Origin of the sequence: Streptomyces sp. OZ13, from assembly GCF_052068155.1 — a bacterium.
In the GTDB taxonomy this organism is placed as follows: Bacteria; Actinomycetota; Actinomycetes; order Streptomycetales; family Streptomycetaceae; genus Streptomyces.
Genome location: NZ_JBQHCZ010000021.1, coordinates 119,688 through 137,068 on the forward strand (window position 1 = coordinate 119,688; position 17,381 = coordinate 137,068).

The following is a 17,381-nucleotide window of genomic DNA, read 5'->3' on the forward strand; positions in this document are numbered from 1 at the left end:
CATCAGGCGGGAACCGTCTCCGTCGTGCACCGCGCGGCCGTGTGCATCGGCATCTCGGTCAGGCCCGGGTAGTAGACATGCAGGCTCACGGCGGGTTCGAGGGAGTCGTTGACGACCTCGTGCGCGTAGCCCGGTGCGAAGACCCGCTGCGCACCGGCGGCGAGTGAGCGCTCGCCGCGCGCGGTGCGCTCGGTCAGCCGGCCTTCGAGGACGGTGAGCACACCGGAGGAGGGGCCGTGGTCGTGGAGTCCGCTGCCCTGGCCGGGGACCCAGCTGAGCAGCCAGATCTCGTAGCCGGGGCCGGTGTCGAGCCGGTGGTACCAGCGGGTGGTGGCGTCGTATTCGACGAGGTGCGCCCACTGCGCGCGGTCGGCGGCGATGGACCGGGCGAGGCCGGCGAACTCGGCCACGGTGGCCGGGTGCTCACGGGCGGGCTGGAGCAGGTGCTGTACGGCGAGGATGTCGCCGGCGATCTGAAGGTCGCTGTCGCTGTTCATGGGTGCGGGGGTTCCTCAGCAGAAGTGCGGGGGTGTCGCAGAGCAGGAAGAAGACGCAGAAGCTGGAGCTCGAGGGCATCAACAGCTGGAACAGCAACAGCAACAGCGCGCCTGGACAGCGCTGCGGAACCCGCGGAGGCGGGTCGCGAGGGGCGCTGTGGTCGCTGGCATGGAAACAAAGGTGACGGTTGCGCTCGTCGACTGTCAACCCAATGACCGATTTGGCGGCAATGTTTCACCTTTTCCGGTTACGGAGACCGGAGAAAGGTTTGTGCAGCGGAGGGTAGGGACACATGCGGCAGCAACCCTGCTTGCAAACGTCATCCGGCCCGAAGTGATCGCACTGTGATCCGGATCGCTTCGCCGGCTCGATCGAAACAAGATCGATGTCTCTGGCGTCTTCCTTTTCGAGGAATGGCGGGGTGCGGAGCAGGCCGCTGGCATGTGTCACGTTTTTTGGTGATTTGAACACTTTCCGCATAGCCTTGGTTCCGCAGAGTGAATACCGGGCCCAATAGCAGATCTCGGCTTGACTGGCCCGGAGCCACACACTTGTAATTTCACTCGTGTCGTTCGGCCGAAAACGATCGCGGCAACATCACGGGGACGCAAAGACAGACGAGGGGCGCACATGACCGAGCTGTTCGAACAACTGCTGGTCGAGGACGCGGACGAGGAACTCGGCTGGCAGGAGCGCGCGTTGTGCGCCCAGACCGATCCCGAGTCCTTCTTCCCCGAGAAGGGTGGCTCCACCCGCGAGGCCAAGAAGGTCTGCCTCGCCTGCGAGGTCCGCTCCGAGTGTCTCGAATACGCCCTGAACAACGACGAGAGATTCGGAATCTGGGGCGGCCTCTCGGAGCGGGAACGCCGGCGCCTGAAGAAGGCAGCCGTCTGAATCGCCGCCCCTCCCGCCGCCCGGTCACTTCCGGCCCGAGCCGCCCGATCCCGCCCGGCCCAAACGGTACAACCGAGTCAACTGCATACGTAACGAACGGTCCGCCGTCTGTGGGTTGTCCACAGGCTGCGGACCGTTCACATGCCAGCCGTTAGTGTGGGGCCCCGTCCGTGACGCACCAGAGCCCCTACGGGGTGACCCCGGCCGGAGGGCCCGTACCTCAATGTCCGCCACCACAGCCGCGTTTGTTCCGGCAGCCGCGCCAGAGTTCCCGCGGCACGTAGTCACCGCCGTGCTCGTCTCCCACGACGGCGCGCGCTGGCTCCCCGATGCCCTCGCCGGACTGATCGGCCAGGAACGCCCCGTGCAGAACGTCGTCGCGGCCGACACCGGCAGCGCCGACGACTCGGCCCGACTGCTCACCGACGCCCTCGGCGCCGACCGCGTCCTGCACCTCGCACGCCGCACCGGCTTCGGCACCGCCGTCGAAGAGGCGGCACGCACCGCCGGCGTCCTCACCCCCGAGGAACTGCCGTATCTGAAGCGGCCGAGCGGCTGGGACCCCGTCAGCAGGACCTGGCGCGACGAGGCGTACGACATGCCCGAGCTGCCGCACGGCGAGCCCGTCCAATGGCTGTGGCTCCTGCACGACGACTGCGCCCCCGAGCCCGACGCCCTCGCCGAACTGCTGCGCGTCGCCGACTCCGACGAACACGTCGCGATCGTCGGCCCCAAACTCCGCGGCTGGTACGACCGCAAGCAGCTCCTGGAGACCGGCGTCTCCATCGCCAACAGCGGACGGCGCTGGACCGGACTCGACCGCCGCGAACAGGACCAGGGCCAGCACGACCAGGTGCGCTCCGTCCTCTCCGTCTCCTCCGCCGGCATGCTCGTACGCCGCGACGTGTTCGAGGAACTCGGCGGCTTCGACCGGCGGCTGCCGCTCATGCGCGACGACGTCGACCTGTGCTGGCGCGCCCACTCCGCCGGGCACCGCGTCCTGATCGCCCCCGACGCCGTGCTGCGGCACGCCGAGGCCGCCGCCCGCGAACGCCGCACCGTCGACTGCGCCGGCCGGTCAGTGGCCAGCCCGCACCGCGTCGACAAGGCCGGCGCCGTCTACACCCTGCTCACCAACACCCGCGGCGTCGCGCTGCCTTATGTACTGCTGCGCATCGTCCTCGGCACATTGCTGCGCACCCTCGCCTACCTCGTCGGCAAGGTGCCCGGGCAGGCCGTCGACGAGGTCATGGGACTCTTCGGCGTCCTGCTGCGCCCCGAGCGCATCCTGGCCGGCCGCCGCAGACGGTCCCGGCGGACCGTCGAGGCGAGTGAACTGCGGCCGCTGTTCCCGCCGCCCGGCGCGACCGTCCGCGCCACCGTCGAGCAGGTCGTCTCCGGCTTCGGCGGCTCGGACGCCGACTCCGGCGGCTCCCGGCACGGCGCCGTGGAATCGGGCCCCGGCGGGGACGACGCCGACTTCCTGGAGATCGAGCAGTTCGCCAGGCTCAAGAAGATCGCCCGCAAGCCCGGGCCGCTCCTCTTCGCCCTGCTCCTCGTCGCCTCGCTCGTCGCCTGCCGCGGACTGTTCGCGGGCGGCGCGCTGGCCGGCGGTGCCCTGCTGCCCGCCCCGGCCGACGTCTTCGACCTCTGGAGCCGTTACGCCGACAGCTGGCATCCCATCGGCACCGGCGGAACCCAGGCGGCACCGCCCTATCTGGCCGTCCTCGCGGTGCTGTCCGCGCTCTTCCTCGGCTCCACCGGCCTCGCCCTGACCGTGCTGCTCGTCTGCTCGGTCCCGCTCGCCGGCCTCACCGCGTACTTCGCCTCCCGCCCCATCGTCGGCTCACGGCTGCTGCGGGCCTGGGCGAGCGTCGCCTACGCCTTCCTGCCCGCCGCCACCGGCGCGCTGGCCACCGGGCGGCTCGGCACGGCGGTCCTCGCGATCGTGCTGCCGCTCATCGCCCGTGCCGCGGTCGCCGCCCACGGGCTGCGTCTCCAGGGCGGCGGGCGCGGCAGCTGGCGGGCCACCTGGGCGTACGCCCTGCTGCTGACCTTCGCGACGGCCTTCACCCCCGTCGTCTGGCCGATCGCCGTCGTCATCGGCATCGCCGTCCTGGTGCTGCGCCGCGGCGACATCACGGCCTATGCGCTGCGCTTCGTCGCCTCCGTCGGTACGCCGATGCTGGTCCTCGCCCCCTGGTCGCTGTCGCTGCTCACCAGCCCTTCCGGCTTCCTCCGCGAGGCCGGGCTCGAGTACGACGGCGGCGCGGCGGGCGCGACCGACCTGCTGGGCATCAGTCCCGGCGGCCCCGGAACCGTCGGCGGGCTCCTGATGATGGGCATCGTGCTCGCGGCGCTCGGCGCCCTGCTGCGCGAGGAGCGGCAGTTCGCGATCCGCGGCGCCTGGGCTGTCGCACTGGTCGCCCTGGTCTTCGCGGCACTCGTCAACGGCTCCGGCGACAGCGGTGCCGGCTGGGCCGGACCCGCGACCCTCGTCTACGGCATCGCCCTGCTGGCCGCCGCCGTGCTGGGCGCCGAGGGCGGCCGCACCCGGGTCGCCGCCCAGAGCTTCGGCTGGCGGCAGCCCGTCGCCGCCCTCGTCGCGCTGGCGGCCGGCCTCGCCCCGGTCATCGCCGCCGCGAACTGGATGCTGAGCGGCGCCGGAGGTCCTCTTGAGCGGCGCGACCCGGTGCAGGTGCCGGCGTTCGTCGCCGAGGAGAGCGACACCCAGGACCAGCCGCGCACGCTGGTCCTCGGCGGGGCCTCCGCCGCGAAGGTCTCCTACACACTCGTACGCGGTTCCGGTGCCCGCCTCGGCGACGCCGAGCTCACCGAGACCGCCGGCGGCGACCCCCGGCTCGACAAGGTCGTCGCCAACCTGGTCGCGGGCTCCGGCGCCGACCAGACCAGCCAGCTCAGCGGCTTCGCGATCCGCTACGTGCTGGTGCGCGACGGAGCCCCCCGGCAGACCAGCCGCGTCCTCGACGCCACCCCGGGCCTGAGCCGGCTCAGCCAGCTCGACGGCAGCGCGCTGTGGCGGGTGGACCGCCAGGTCGCCAGGGCCACCATTGTCACCGGCAAGGAGGAGCCGCTGCCCGTGGCCTCCGACGCCGTGGAGGCGCACGCGAAGATCCCCGTCGGCGGCTCCGACCGCGTCCTGCGCATCGCGGACCGCGCCGCGGAAGGCTGGCAGGCGACCCTCGACGGACGCCCGCTGAAGAAGACCACGGTGGACGGCTGGGCGCAGGGCTTCGAGCTGCCCGCGGAGGGCGGCCGCCTCGACCTGACGTACGAGGACCCGGCCATGCACACGGCCTGGATCTGGGTGCAGGCGTTCCTCGCCCTCGTACTGCTGGTGCTGGCCCTGCCGGGCCGGCGCCGGGAGATCGACGACGACCTGCCCGAGGAGCCGGTGGCCGTGCCGGAGCAGCCGGTCGCGGGCGAGGGCCGCCGGGCGCGCAGGCTGCGGGCCCAGGCCGAGGCGGAGGCCGAGGAGGCGGAGCCGACCGCCCAGGACGGGCCGCGGACGCCGGATCAGGACCAGGAGCCCGCGCAGCCCGCCCCGTACCCGGCGGCGGTACCGCAGCAGCAGTACGGCGAGTGGGACACGCAGACCCATGCGGCCGCGCCGTACGGAACCTCGTACGACCAGCAGCAGTACCAGGACGGCGGGTACGGCGAGTACGGCGAGAACGCGGACCAGGCCCGGAGCCAGGGGTACGGCGGCGAGCAGCAGTACGCGGACGGTCAGCAGTACGGCGGGGACCAGACCTACGTGGACCCCCGCTACCAGCAGCCGTACCCGGCGGACCCCTACCAGGCGGCTTCCTACGGCGACGGCCAGTACGGGTCCGACGGGCAGTACCAGCCCGGCCAGTATCAGCAGGACGGCCAGTACCAGCAGGACGGGCAGTACGACCCGTACGGCTACGGCGACGCGAACGGCGGCCCGTACCCCCAGCCCCCGGCGCAAGCCCCCGGCACGACGCGAGGCGAGTCAGAGTGAAGCGCACGACCATCTCCCTGATCGCCGTCGCCACGGCCCTCGCCGCGGTGACCGGCTTCGCCTCCCTCACCGCACCCGACGGGGAGGCGACCACGGAAGCCGCGGCTCCGGCACGGCTGCCCGTCGAGCGTTCCAGCCTGCTCTGCCCGGCGCCCAGCAGCTCCGACCTCGCGGAGACGCGCTACACCTCCTTCACCCCGGTCATGAAGGACGGCGCGCAGGAAGGTGCCAAGGACGGGACCGCGGCCGACGAGGCGGCGGGCGCCGGCGCGGACACCGCCGAGCTGCGGCCGTCGGCGGCCACGCTGGCCGATCCCGGCGCCGCGCCGGCGGACAAGGACGCCGAGGCCGAGAAGGACGACAAAGACACGGCGGACAAGGACGGCGAGGCCGACAAGCCCTTCCTCGCTCTCAAGGAGCCCGGCAAGCCCGTCTCGGCCGAGGAGAGCGGCGGCCAGGCCCCGGCGCTCGTCGGGACGGCCACCGGCCGCCTCGCCCCCGGCTGGACCGCGCAGCAGACCACCGTCGTCTCCGCGGGCAGCGGCCGGGGCCTCCTCGGCGTCAGCTGCACCGCACCGGACACGGACTTCTGGTTCCCCGGCGCCTCGCTGGCCGACAAGCGCCAGGACTATGTGCACCTGACCAACCCGGACGACACCACCGCCGTCGTCGACGTCGAGCTCCACGGCAAGGACGGCGCGCTCAAGAGCACCGTGGCCGAGGGCATCCCGGTTCCCGGTGGGGCCGGCCTGCCGGTCCTGCTGTCGACGCTCACGGCGGACCCGGCGGAGGACGTGACCGTCCACGTCACGACCCGTACCGGCCGGGTCGGCGCCGTCGTGCGGTCCGCGGAGGAGGACAGCGGCAGCGACTGGCTGGCAGCCTCCGCCGACCCGGCAGCGACGGCCGTGCTGCCAGGTATCCCGGCGGACGCGACCTCCGTGCAGTTGGTGGCGTTCGCCCCCGGGGACGACGACGCGGAGCTCCAGGTGCGGCTCGCGGGTGCGACGGGCACCATCACCCCGGCGGGGGCCGAGACGCTCTACGTGAAGTCCGGGATGACCGCGAGCCTCGACCTGAAGGACGTCACCCGGGGCGAGGCGGGCTCGCTCGTCCTCAGTCCGGCCGAAGGCGGCCGGGCCACTCCCGTGGTGGCAGCGCTGCGTGTCGTACGGGGTGAGGGCGACAAGAAGGAGGTCGCGTTCATCCCGGCCGCGGCGCCGGTGGGGGAGCGCGCCACGGTGGCCGACAACCGGGCCAAGGGTTCCCTGCTGTCGCTCGTGGCGGCGGGCAAGGCCGCCGAGGTCAAGGTCACCGCGTCGGCGGGGACCGAGGGCGGTACACAGGTCGTGAAGACGTACTCGGTGAAGGCCGGGACGACGCTGGCCGTACCCGCGCCGGTGCCGGCCGGGCTCAAGGGTTCCTACGCGCTCACGGTCGAGACGGTGTCCGGTGGGCCCGTCCACGCGTCGCGGTCGCTGGAGATCGCCGAGGACGGCATCCCGATGTTCACCGTGCAGACGCTGCCGGACGACCGCGGGATGGTGGCCGTGCCGGCGGCGGAACAGGATCTCTCCGTGCTGGACGACTGACGCGTTCGGGTGGCCGGCGCCGGCCGGCCACCGTGCGTCCGTGCCGGTCCTCCCGGGCTTCCGTCAGTCCTGCCCGTAGCGCGGATCGACCGACTCCGGTGCCAGCCCGAGCAGCTCGGCGACCTGCTCGACGACCACTTCGTGAACGAGGAGTGCCCGTTCGTCGCGGTTCTTTGTCCGGATCTCGACGGGGCGCCGATAGATCATGATCCGCGCGGGCCGGTCCTTGGCGGCCGGGACCGCACTGCCCAGGGGCACCGACTCGTCGGGCGAACCAGGGACCTCCAGGACCAGGAAGTCGACATCGGCCAACTGCGGCCAGTGCCGCTCCAGCCGCTCCACCGAGTCCTGGACCAGGTCACGGAACGTCTCGGCACGGCTGGCCGAGAGCGGCACCTGAGGGGGAGCGACGGGGCCGCGCATGCCTCTTCCGTGGCGGTCACGGCGGCGGGGCCTCGGCTCTGCCGGTCGGGGGGGTACGGGACTGTCCATCACTGACGCAGGGTAGCTCTCCGGGGACCACGGCGATCGTGTCCGGGCCCGGGGCGGCCGGCCTGTCGCCGATTGAGCATTCCGGCCAACGTTGAGCCCGATTCCACGACTCTCGCGACCGCCCTTCTCGCCGCAATTGATCTGATTCACTCCACCTCGTGACCGCGCGGTGCCCGGCCGTCTCCGGTGTGGTTCTCTCTCCGTGCAGGTCAGGCCAGTTGCCCGAACAGCCGATATGTCCGATGTCACACCACGACACGGGGGAGTGACCTGGTGGAGAGTCGTCGCAGCCCGCTCAAGAGTGCGGTACCGTCCAACGTCGTGAGCCCTGTACGTCGCTGTTCGCGCACCGCGTGCGGCCGCCCTGCCGTCGCGACACTGACGTACGTCTATGCCGATTCGACTGCGGTCCTCGGTCCGCTCGCCACCTACGCCGAGCCCCACTGCTACGACCTGTGCGCCGAGCACAGCGAGCGGCTGACGGCGCCACGCGGCTGGGAGGTCGTCCGGCTCACCGACGGCTCCGCCCCGGCCCGACCCAGCGGCGACGATCTCGAAGCGCTCGCGAACGCGGTGCGTGAGGCGGCACGGCCCCAGGGGCGTACGGCCGAAGCGGGCGGCCAGGGCGGACGGCGTTCGGCGGACCCCATGGAGGTCGCGCGCCGCGGTCACCTGCGGGTGCTGCGTTCCCCCGACTCCTGACGCCGGTTCACCCCGACTCCCGACCCCGTCGCTCCCCTCGCACACCCGCCTGCCCGACGGCTTTGCGGCATGACCCGGTCCGCGCCCCCACGCCACAGCCCCGTGAGGGTAGTTTGAGGTGACCGCATGGACTTCAGAAGGGGTTGGGCCGTGGCTGCTGATCTGTCGCAGATCGTGAAGGCGTACGACGTCCGCGGGGTGGTGCCGGATCAGTGGGACGAGTCGCTCGCCGAACTGTTCGGCGCCGCCTTCGTCGAGGTGACGGGCGCGGACGCGATCGTCGTCGGCCACGACATGCGACCGTCGTCGCCCGGCCTGTCGGGCGCCTTCGCGCGCGGCGCTGCGGCCCGCGGCGCCGACGTCACCCTCATCGGACTGTGCTCGACCGACCAGCTGTACTTCGCCTCCGGACACATGGGGCTCCCGGGCGCCATGTTCACCGCCTCGCACAACCCGGCGCAGTACAACGGCATCAAGATGTGCCGCGCGGGTGCCGCACCCGTCGGCCAGGACACCGGCCTCGCCGACATCCGCCGGCTCGTCGAGACCTGGTCCGAGCAGGGCGCCCCCGCCCCCGCGGGGATCCCGGGCACGGTGACCGGGCGCGACACGCTCACCGACTACGCCGAGCACCTCCTCTCGCTCGTCGACCTCTCGGCGATGCGCCCCCTCAAGGTCGTCGTGGACGCGGGGAACGGCATGGGCGGCCACACGGTCCCCACCGTCTTCGGCCCGCTGCCGCTCACGCTCGTCCCGATGTACTTCGAGCTGGACGGCACGTTCCCCAACCACGAGGCCAACCCGCTCGACCCGGCCAACATCGTCGACCTCCAGGCCCGCGTGCGCGAGGAGGGCGCGGACCTGGGCCTGGCCTTCGACGGCGACGCCGACCGCTGCTTCGTCGTCGACGAGCGTGGCGAGGGCGTCTCACCGTCGGCGATCACCGCTCTGGTGGCCTCCCGTGAACTGGCCAAGCACCCCGGCGGCACGGTCATCCACAACCTGATCACCTCGTGGTCCGTACCGGAGGTGGTCCGCGAGAACGGCGGCACGCCGGTGCGCACCAGGGTCGGGCACTCCTTCATCAAGGAGGAGATGGCCCGCACCGGGGCGATCTTCGGCGGCGAGCACTCCGCGCACTACTACTTCCGCGACTTCTGGAACGCCGACACGGGCATGCTCGCCGCGCTCCACGTCCTCGCGGCGCTCGGTTCCCAGGACGGCACGCTGTCCGAGCTGGTCGCGCAGTACGACCGGTACTCGGCCTCCGGCGAGATCAACTCCAAGGTCGACGACCAGGCCGGCCGGGCGGCGGCGGTGAAGGCCGCCTTCGCCGCCCGCGAGGACGTCACGGCCGACGAGCTCGACGGGCTGACGGTGACCACCGCGGACTGGTGGTTCAACCTGCGCGCCTCGAACACGGAGCCGCTGCTGCGGCTCAACGTCGAGGCACGCGACGAGGCGACCATGGCCAAGATCCGCGACGAGGTGCTGGCGCTCGTACGGGCCTGAGCCCGCCGGTACGGGTGGGGGCCGCGGTCCCCACCCGTACCGACCGCCCACGCCGCCCCAGAACGAGCCGCACCACGCCCCCCGGCGGTAGGCTGACGAGGCCTGATCCGCCACACCGTGACCGCGCGTCCGACGCGAGCGCAACCGCTCCGCCCGATGTGCGACAGCCCGAAGGGACACCGCTGTCATGCCGCTCGAAGCCGGCCTCCTGGAGATCCTCGCCTGCCCGGCCTGCCACGCCCCGCTCGACGACCGCACGGCAGCCGACACGCCCGAGCTGATCTGCACCGGCAAGGACTGCGGCCTCGCCTACCCGGTCAGGGACGGCATCCCCGTCCTTCTCGTCGACGAGGCTCGCCGCCCCGCATAAGGCGGCACCGACGGACGGTGGTGCGACGGACCACGGGCCCGGTACGACGGCGCCCGGACCTGATCCCACCGTCAGGACCGCGTCCCGACAACCGCACAACACCCCCCGCACGCGTACGGCGATCGGAGGCCCACCCCCATGCTCGACGAGTCGCTCCTCGACGACCCGGACGCCTTGGCCCGTGCCGACCGCCGCGGCCTGCTCCGCGGCGCGGCAGAGGCCGGGGCCCGTGTGCGCACCGCCGCCAGGCACGCCGACGAAGCCGGCATCGCGCGGCTCAGCCCCGAGGGCCGGCCGCGGGCCGTCCTCGTCGCGGGCCCCGGCACCGCGGCTCTGGGCGTCGCGGACCTGATCGGCGCCCTCGCCGGCGCCTCCGCCCCCGTCATCCCGCTCCGAACCACCGGCGTCGCCCACGCGGCAGGCGCCCTGCGCTGGGCCCTCCCGGGCTGGGCGGGCTCGCTCGACCTGCTGCTGCTCACGACCACGGACGGCAGCGAACCCGGCCTCGCCCTGCTCGCCGAGCAGGCCTACCGGCGCGGCTGTACGGTTGTCGCCGTCGCTCCCCAGACCGCGCCGCTCTCCGAGGCGGTCGACGCGATCCACGGCCTGGTCGTTCCCATGGCCACCGCCCCCTACGAGGCGGAAGAGACCGCCCAGGCCGCCGCCCCCGGCGCGCTCTGGGCGCTGTTCACGCCCCTCCTCGCGCTCCTCGACCGCCTCGCGCTGGTCGACGCGCCCCCGGAGACCCTCGCGAAGGTCGCGGACCGTCTGGACCGCACCGCCGAACGGTGCGGCCCCGCCATCGCCACACACAGCAACCCGGCCAAGACCCTGGCCGCCGACCTCGCCGACCGGCTGCCGCTCATCTGGACGGAGGGCGCGGGCGCCGGTCCGGCAGGCCGGCGCTTCGCCGCGGTCCTGGCCGAGCTCGCGGGCCGCCCCGCGCTCGCGGCCGATCTGCCGGAGGCCCTGCCCGCGCACGGAGTCCTCCTCGCCGGCGACTTCACGGCGGGCGCCGACCAGGACGACTTCTTCCGCGACCGGGTCGACGAGCAGCAGGCGCTGCGGGCCCGTGTCGTACTGCTGCGCGACCGGCCCGCCGGCGGCCTCACGGCGGCCCCCGCCGCCCGCGAACTGGCGCTCGCCCACGACACGGCCGTCAGCGAGCTCGAACCGGAGGACGGCTCACAGCTGGAGTCGATCGCCGAACTGCTCGCCGTCACCGACTTCGCCGCCGTGTACCTGGCCCTCGCGGCCTCCGGCAACCACCACGAGTAGACGTACAACGGCAGCACCCGCACCACGACGTACCGACGAAGGACCAGGGAAGACCATGGATCGCCTCGCCAACACCGTGCGCCCCTACGCCTGGGGGTCCACGACCGCCATCCCGGAGCTGCTCGGCGTCGCTCCCACCGGCGAGCCGCAGGCCGAGATGTGGATGGGAGCACACCCGGGGGCACCGTCCCGCGTCACCCGCGGCGGCGAGGCGGACCAGCCCCTGTCCGACGTGGTCGCCGCCGCCCCCGAACGCGAGCTCGGCGAGGCGGCCGTGGCCAAGTTCGGTCCTCGGCTGCCCTTCCTCCTCAAGCTTCTTGCCGCCGCCGCGCCCCTGTCCCTCCAGGTCCACCCGGATCTCGCCCAGGCCAGGGACGGCTACGGCGCCGAGGAGAACGCCGGAGTCCCCGTCGACGCGCCGCACCGCAATTACAAGGACGCCAACCACAAGCCGGAACTGATCTGCGCGCTCACGCCGTTCGACGGCCTCTGCGGCTTCCGCGCCCCCGCCGCCGCGGCCGAACTGCTCGCCGGACTCGAGGTCGACTCCCTCAAGCCGTACGTCGACCTTCTGCACGCCCACCCCGAGGACGCCGCCCTCCGCGAGGTGCTCACCGCCGTACTGACCGCGGACCCGCAGGAGATGGCGGCGACCGTCGCCGAGGCCGCGGCTGCGGCCGAACGCCTCGGCGGGGCCTACGCCCCGTACGCCGAGATCGCCCGCCACTACCCGGGCGACCCCGGCGTCATCGCGGCGATGCTGCTCAACCACATCCAACTGCAGCCGGGAGAAGCGCTGTTCCTCGGCGCCGGTGTTCCGCACGCCTACCTCGACGGACTCGGCGTCGAAATCATGGCCAACTCCGACAACGTGCTGCGCTGCGGACTCACCCCCAAGCACGTGGACGTCCCCGAACTCCTGCGCATCGTCCGGTTCGAGGCCTCCGAACCCGCCGTGCTGCGCCCCGAGGCGTCACCCTCCGGGGAAGAGGTCTACGAGACGCCCATCGACGAATTCCGGCTGTCCCGCTTTGTGCTCGCGCCCGACGCGGAGCCGCGCGACGTGACCGCGTCCACGCCGCAGATCCTGCTCTGCACCGCGGGCGGCGTCACAGCCGGTCAACTGCGGCTGGGACCGGGCGAGTCGGCGTTCGTGCCGGCAGGGGAGAAGGTGGAGATCTCGGGTACGGACGGCGGTCCCGGCACGGTCTTCCGCGCGACTGTGGTGGCCTGAGTCGGCACCGCGGACGGCTGCTGCGACAATGGCGCACCGCCGAGACCGCGCACAGGACCGGTCGGCGTACGTACGAAGGGACATCGGGCAAGCATGAGCGCGTCAGGCGGTACCAAGGCGATCGTGGCAGCACTCGCCGCGAACCTCGCAATCGCGGTGGCCAAATTCGTGGCGTTCCTCTTCAGTGGTTCGTCGTCGATGCTCGCCGAAAGCGTCCACTCGCTCGCCGACTCGGGCAACCAGGGCCTGCTGCTGCTCGGCGGCAAGAAGGCCCAGCGCGAGGCGACCCCCCAGCACCCCTTCGGATACGGGCGCGAGCGCTACATCTACGCCTTCCTCGTCTCCATCGTGCTGTTCTCCGTCGGTGGCATGTTCGCCATCTACGAGGGCTACGAGAAGATCAAGCACCCGCACGAGATCGAGGCCTGGTACTGGCCGGTCGGCGTGCTGGTCTTCGCGATCATCGCCGAGACGTTCTCGTTCCGCACCGCCATCAAGGAATCCAACGTGGTGCGCGGGAAGCTCAGCTGGACGCAGTTCGTGCGCCGGGCGAAGGCGCCCGAGCTTCCCGTGGTGCTCCTGGAGGACCTGGGCGCCCTGGTCGGCCTGATCCTGGCCCTCGTCGGCGTCAGCCTCGCGCTGGTCACTGGCGACGGTGTGTGGGACGGCATCGGCACCCTGTGCATCGGTGTCCTGCTCATCGTGATCGCCATCGTGCTCGCCGCGGAGACCAAGTCGCTGCTGCTGGGTGAGGCCGCGGGCACGGACGACATCGAGAAGATCAAGGCCGCCACGGTCGACGGCCGGACCGTCACCCGCATCATCCACATGCGCACGCTCCACCTCGGTCCCGAGGAACTGCTCGTCGCAGCGAAGATCGCCGTCGAGCAGCACGAGACCGCCGACGAGGTGGCGGAGGCCATCGACGCCGCCGAGGAGCGCATCCGGGCGGCCGTGCCGATCGCGCGCGTGATCTACCTCGAGCCGGACATCTACAACGAGTCGAGGGCTGCCGCGAGCACCGACCCGGCCAAGTCGCCGGGCGGCTCCGGCCACTGAGCAGGTCCTGTTCCACGGGGAAGGCCCCCGGACCGCGTGCCACCGGCGATGTCGGCGGCGCCGGTCGGGGGCCTTCCCCGTTGGCTGTTCGGCGCTCCTGACCGTTCGCGCGCCTTGGCGTTGCGTGTGGCGCGGCGTGGCGCGTGTCCGGGGGACGTGGCGAGCAGACGTCCTTTCCCCGGTGCCGGTGCCGGTGCCCCCGTGCCCGTGGACGTGGCCGTCGGCCCGGCCGACGGCCGGCTGACCGGCCTCGCGCAGCCGGGCGAGGTGTGCGGCCTCGTCCGGTGCCGGCGCCCGGCGGGGTTCTCCGCGGCTGCTTGAGTTGGCGTGGGCGGACCGGCGCTCCTCCGCCGCAGGCGGGGCCGGGTCGGCGGAGCCGCAGCGCGTGGATCGCGACCGTACCGTCCCGGCGGCTCGCTCGTGGCGGACGCCGCCGGTGCCGACACCGGTACCCATGGACGTGGCCGTAGATGTGGACGTGGCCGTCGGCCTGGCTGACCGCCCGGCCGACGACCGGCTAGCCGACCTCGCGCAGCACGGCGAGGATGGCGGCCTCGTCCGGTGCCGTCGTCAGGCGCTCACGGAACTCCGCGTCCATGAGCTTGCGGGACAGCATGGCCAGGATGCGCAGGTGCTCGTCGCCCGCGGCGGCCTCCGGCACCGTGATCATGAAGATCAATTTGGCCTTGGTGCCGTCCGGCGAGCCCCATTCCACGCCTTCCACGGAGCGGGCGAATCCGACGACGGGGGATGTGACGGCGTCCGTCTTCGCATGCGGGACGGCGATCTCGTCGCCGAGCCCCGTGGTGCCCTGCTCCTCGCGTGCCAGCGCGGCCCGCACCAGTGCCTCGGGGTCCGCCACCTTGCCGGTGGTGGCCAGCATCCCGGCCATCTCCTTGATGGCGGCGTCCTTGCTGTCGGCGTCGAGCCGCACCCGCACGGTCTGCGCGGTCAGATAGCCGGAGAGGATGCCGCTGTCGTCCGGGCTCCCGTCACCCGGCGCGTCACCCGCCGCAGCCGCGGCGGTCGGGGACGTGGACGCTTCCCGCGTGCTGGACCCAGCCGCGACGTCCGCTGCTGCCGGCACTGAGCCCACGAGTGCTCGATCGACGGCCGCGGGCTCGGCACCGGCGGCACCCGCGAAGGCGGGAGCGGGCGCGCCCCGGACGGCACGCTCCTGGAGGCCGATCAGCGCGTTGGTCGTGATCGCGGTGACGACCGTGCCCGCGGCGACGGCCAGGAAGAACATCGGCACACCGCCGACCGCGCCGAGAGCCGCGACGATCGGCCCGCCGTGCGGAACCGCGTCCTCGACACCGGCCATGCCCGCGATCGCACCGGCGACCGCACCACCGAGCATGTTCGCCGGGATGACCTGCGCCGGACGGGCGGCCGCGAACGGGATCGCACCTTCCGAGATGCCGAACGTGCCCATGAAGAGCGCGGCCATACCCGTCTCGCGTTCCTGCTCCGAGTACAGCTTCCGCCGGATCACCGTGGCGAGGCCCTGCCCCAGCGGCATGACCGGAATGGCAGCCGCGCACATGCCCATCACCGTCTGGTTGCCGGTCGCGATGAGGCCGGCGCCGAACAGGAACGCGGTCTTGTTGACCGGCCCGCCCATGTCGAACGCGATCATGAGGCCGAGCAGCGCGCCGAGCAGGACCGCGCTCGTCCCCGTAAGGCCGCTGAGCCAGTCGGTGAGATGCGTGAAGACCCACGAGATCGGTTCACCGATCACGTACACGAAGAACAGGCCGAGGGCCGTCGTGGCCACGACGGGGATCACGATGATCGGCATGATCGGCCGGGCGAATTTGGGGACCTTGACTTTCTTGATCCACAGAACGAGGTAGCCGGCCAGGAAGCCGGTGACGATGGCCCCTATGAAGCCCGCGCCGGCCTCCGAGTCGTAGAACTCGCCGTGCCCGGCGATCCATCCGCCGATCATGCCCGGTACCAGCGCGGGCCGGTCGGCGATGGCGTAGGCGATGTACCCGGACAGGATCGGGATCATCAGCTCGAAGCCGACCACGCCGATCGCGTTCACCTGCGCCCAGAAGGTGCCCTCGGGAATGACATAGCCCTCAGCCGTCGCATCACCGCCGAGCGCCAGCGAGACGGCGATGAGCAACCCGCCCACCACGACGAACGGGATCATGTACGAGACACCGTTCATCAGCGCCTTGTACACGACGCTGCGTTCCTTGCCGCCGCCGCCGCTGCCGCTGCTGGCGCCGGCCGGGCCGTGCGAAGCGCCCACGGCCCCGTCCTCCTCGCCGGCAGCACCCTGCACCGGGGCACGCTGCACCCGTTCGATCAGCTGCTCCGGGTGCCGGATTCCTTCCGAGACGCCGACGGCCAGCACCTTCTTACCGGCGAAGCGACTGCGGTCGACGTCCTTGTCGGCGGCGATGATGATGCCGTCCGCCTCTCTGACATCGTTGTCAGACAGCGTGTTCTCGGCGCCGATGGATCCTTGGGTCTCCACCTTCATGTCGACGCCGAGGGCCTGCGCGGCCTGCGTCAGCTTCTCCGCCGCCATGTATGTGTGGGCGATGCCTGTCGGACAGGCCGTCACCGCGAGCAGCTTCAACGCCCGCTGCCCGTTCGCCGGACTCGTCACGTGGTTCTCCTAACGCTCGTCCCGCCGGATCGTGCGGATGGCCCCGACCCACCAGCGGGATGTCGCAGCATCGTGCACCAGATTCCGGCCATGTCAAAAGCCCGGAAGCCGCGGACCTGCCGCCTTCCGGACTCGGGAGACTGGCCGGAACCCGCCCCTGGGCGGCTGGGGTCGGCTGGGCCGATCGGTGTAGATTCGTAACCAGTCAGACGTCGCTGCTGATGGCGGTCGGGCGGTCCCGCGCGGACCGGCCGAGGGAGAGAGGGCCTCCGACGGACTGTCCTGCGGACTCCCGGGCATTCGTATGCCCTGGCCGCCGCAGAGCCAGCCGTAACCACCCTCGACCCGAACCACGAGGAGCAGCTCGTATGTCGACTGTCGCCAATGGCCAGGACTTCAAGGTCGCCGACCTTTCCCTCGCCGCCTTCGGCCGCAAGGAGATCACCCTCGCCGAGCACGAGATGCCCGGCCTGATGTCGATCCGCAAGGAGTACGCCGACGCCCAGCCGCTCGCCGGCGCCCGCATCACTGGCTCCCTGCACATGACCGTGCAGACCGCCGTCCTCATCGAGACCCTTGCCGCGCTCGGCGCCGAGGTCCGCTGGGCCTCCTGCAACATCTTCTCCACCCAGGACCACGCCGCCGCCGCCATCGCGGTCGGTCCGAACGGCACCCCCGAGAACCCGCAGGGCATCCCGGTCTTCGCCTGGAAGGGCGAGACGCTGGAGGAGTACTGGTGGTGCACGGAGCAGGCGCTGACCTGGCCGAACACCCCCACCGGCGGCCCGAACATGATCCTGGACGACGGCGGTGACGCCACCCTCCTGGTCCACAAGGGTGTCGAGTTCGAGAAGGCGGGCGCCGCTCCCGACCCGTCCACCGCGGACAGCGAGGAGTACAGCCACATCCTGCGCCTTCTGAACCGCACGCTCACCGAGAACCCGCAGAAGTGGACGCAGCTGGCGTCCGAGATCCGCGGCGTGACGGAGGAGACCACCACCGGTGTCCACCGCCTCTACGAGATGCACCGCGACGGCACCCTGCTGTTCCCGGCGATCAACGTGAACGACGCGGTCACGAAGTCGAAGTTCGACAACAAGTACGGCTGCCGGCAC

Annotated in this window: 13 protein-coding genes; 10 read left to right on the plus strand and 3 right to left on the minus strand. The window is 72.0% G+C overall.

The features are described from left to right. Positions 1-2 precede the first annotated feature (2 nt). Entirely contained in the window at positions 3-497 is a 495-nt protein-coding gene (locus ACTMTU_RS32775; RefSeq protein WP_441267064.1) for a cysteine dioxygenase, read from the minus strand. Positions 498-1,128: 631 nt separating this feature from the next. Between ACTMTU_RS32775 and ACTMTU_RS32780 the strand changes: the two genes are divergently transcribed. The 3 genes from ACTMTU_RS32780 to ACTMTU_RS32790 all read left to right on the plus strand — a co-directional run bounded on the left by ACTMTU_RS32780 (position 1,129) and on the right by ACTMTU_RS32790 (position 6,993). Beyond that, a complete protein-coding gene (locus ACTMTU_RS32780) occupies positions 1,129-1,392 on the plus strand; it encodes a WhiB family transcriptional regulator (protein ID WP_053557226.1) in 264 nt (87 codons plus the stop codon). Between the two features lie 223 nt (positions 1,393-1,615). After that, entirely contained in the window at positions 1,616-5,401 is a 3,786-nt protein-coding gene (locus ACTMTU_RS32785; protein ID WP_441267065.1) for a glycosyltransferase, read from the plus strand. After that, the gene (locus ACTMTU_RS32790; RefSeq protein WP_441267066.1) at positions 5,398-6,993 is read left to right on the plus strand and encodes a DUF5719 family protein; all 1,596 of its coding nucleotides are present in this window, start codon (positions 5,398-5,400) and stop codon (positions 6,991-6,993) included. Before ACTMTU_RS32785 ends, ACTMTU_RS32790 begins: the two co-directional genes overlap by 4 nt. A gap of 63 nt (positions 6,994-7,056) precedes the next feature. Here ACTMTU_RS32790 and ACTMTU_RS32795 read toward each other — a convergent pair whose 3' ends face one another. Next, complete coding sequence (locus ACTMTU_RS32795; protein WP_078951277.1) at positions 7,057-7,485, minus strand: metallopeptidase family protein; 429 nt, start codon at positions 7,483-7,485, stop codon at positions 7,057-7,059. A gap of 273 nt (positions 7,486-7,758) precedes the next feature. Between ACTMTU_RS32795 and ACTMTU_RS32800 the strand changes: the two genes are divergently transcribed. From ACTMTU_RS32800 to ACTMTU_RS32825, 6 genes are all read left to right on the plus strand, one after another. Continuing rightward, the gene (locus tag ACTMTU_RS32800; protein WP_053557230.1) at positions 7,759-8,187 is read left to right on the plus strand and encodes a DUF3499 domain-containing protein; all 429 of its coding nucleotides are present in this window, start codon (positions 7,759-7,761) and stop codon (positions 8,185-8,187) included. 150 nt (positions 8,188-8,337) lie between these two features. Further along, a complete protein-coding gene (locus tag ACTMTU_RS32805; protein ID WP_441267067.1) occupies positions 8,338-9,699 on the plus strand; it encodes a phosphomannomutase/phosphoglucomutase in 1,362 nt (453 codons plus the stop codon). 187 nt (positions 9,700-9,886) lie between these two features. Beyond that, positions 9,887-10,069 carry a Trm112 family protein gene (locus tag ACTMTU_RS32810; RefSeq protein WP_100107426.1) on the plus strand — a complete coding sequence of 61 codons (183 nt, stop codon included), beginning with the start codon at positions 9,887-9,889 and terminating at the stop codon, positions 10,067-10,069. Positions 10,070-10,207: 138 nt separating this feature from the next. Next, complete coding sequence (locus ACTMTU_RS32815; RefSeq protein ID WP_441267068.1) at positions 10,208-11,347, plus strand: SIS domain-containing protein; 1,140 nt, start codon at positions 10,208-10,210, stop codon at positions 11,345-11,347. A gap of 55 nt (positions 11,348-11,402) precedes the next feature. Then, positions 11,403-12,581: a mannose-6-phosphate isomerase, class I gene (manA, locus tag ACTMTU_RS32820; protein WP_441267069.1), complete on the plus strand. Its 1,179-nt coding sequence runs from the start codon at positions 11,403-11,405 to the stop codon at positions 12,579-12,581. Positions 12,582-12,674: 93 nt separating this feature from the next. Beyond that, positions 12,675-13,640 (plus strand): cation diffusion facilitator family transporter, encoded by a 966-nt coding sequence (locus ACTMTU_RS32825; RefSeq protein WP_441267070.1) that lies wholly within the window; start codon positions 12,675-12,677, stop codon positions 13,638-13,640. 517 nt (positions 13,641-14,157) lie between these two features. On the opposite strand, the gene ACTMTU_RS32830 is transcribed toward ACTMTU_RS32825, so the two are convergent. Then, positions 14,158-16,185, minus strand: a complete 2,028-nt coding sequence (locus ACTMTU_RS32830) for a fructose-specific PTS transporter subunit EIIC (protein WP_441267080.1) — start codon at positions 16,183-16,185, stop codon at positions 14,158-14,160. A 449-nt stretch (positions 16,186-16,634) separates the two neighbouring features. Between ACTMTU_RS32830 and ACTMTU_RS32835 the strand changes: the two genes are divergently transcribed. Beyond that, positions 16,635-17,381: adenosylhomocysteinase (locus ACTMTU_RS32835; RefSeq protein ID WP_441267071.1), on the plus strand; the 747-nt coding region annotated here is incomplete at its 3' end.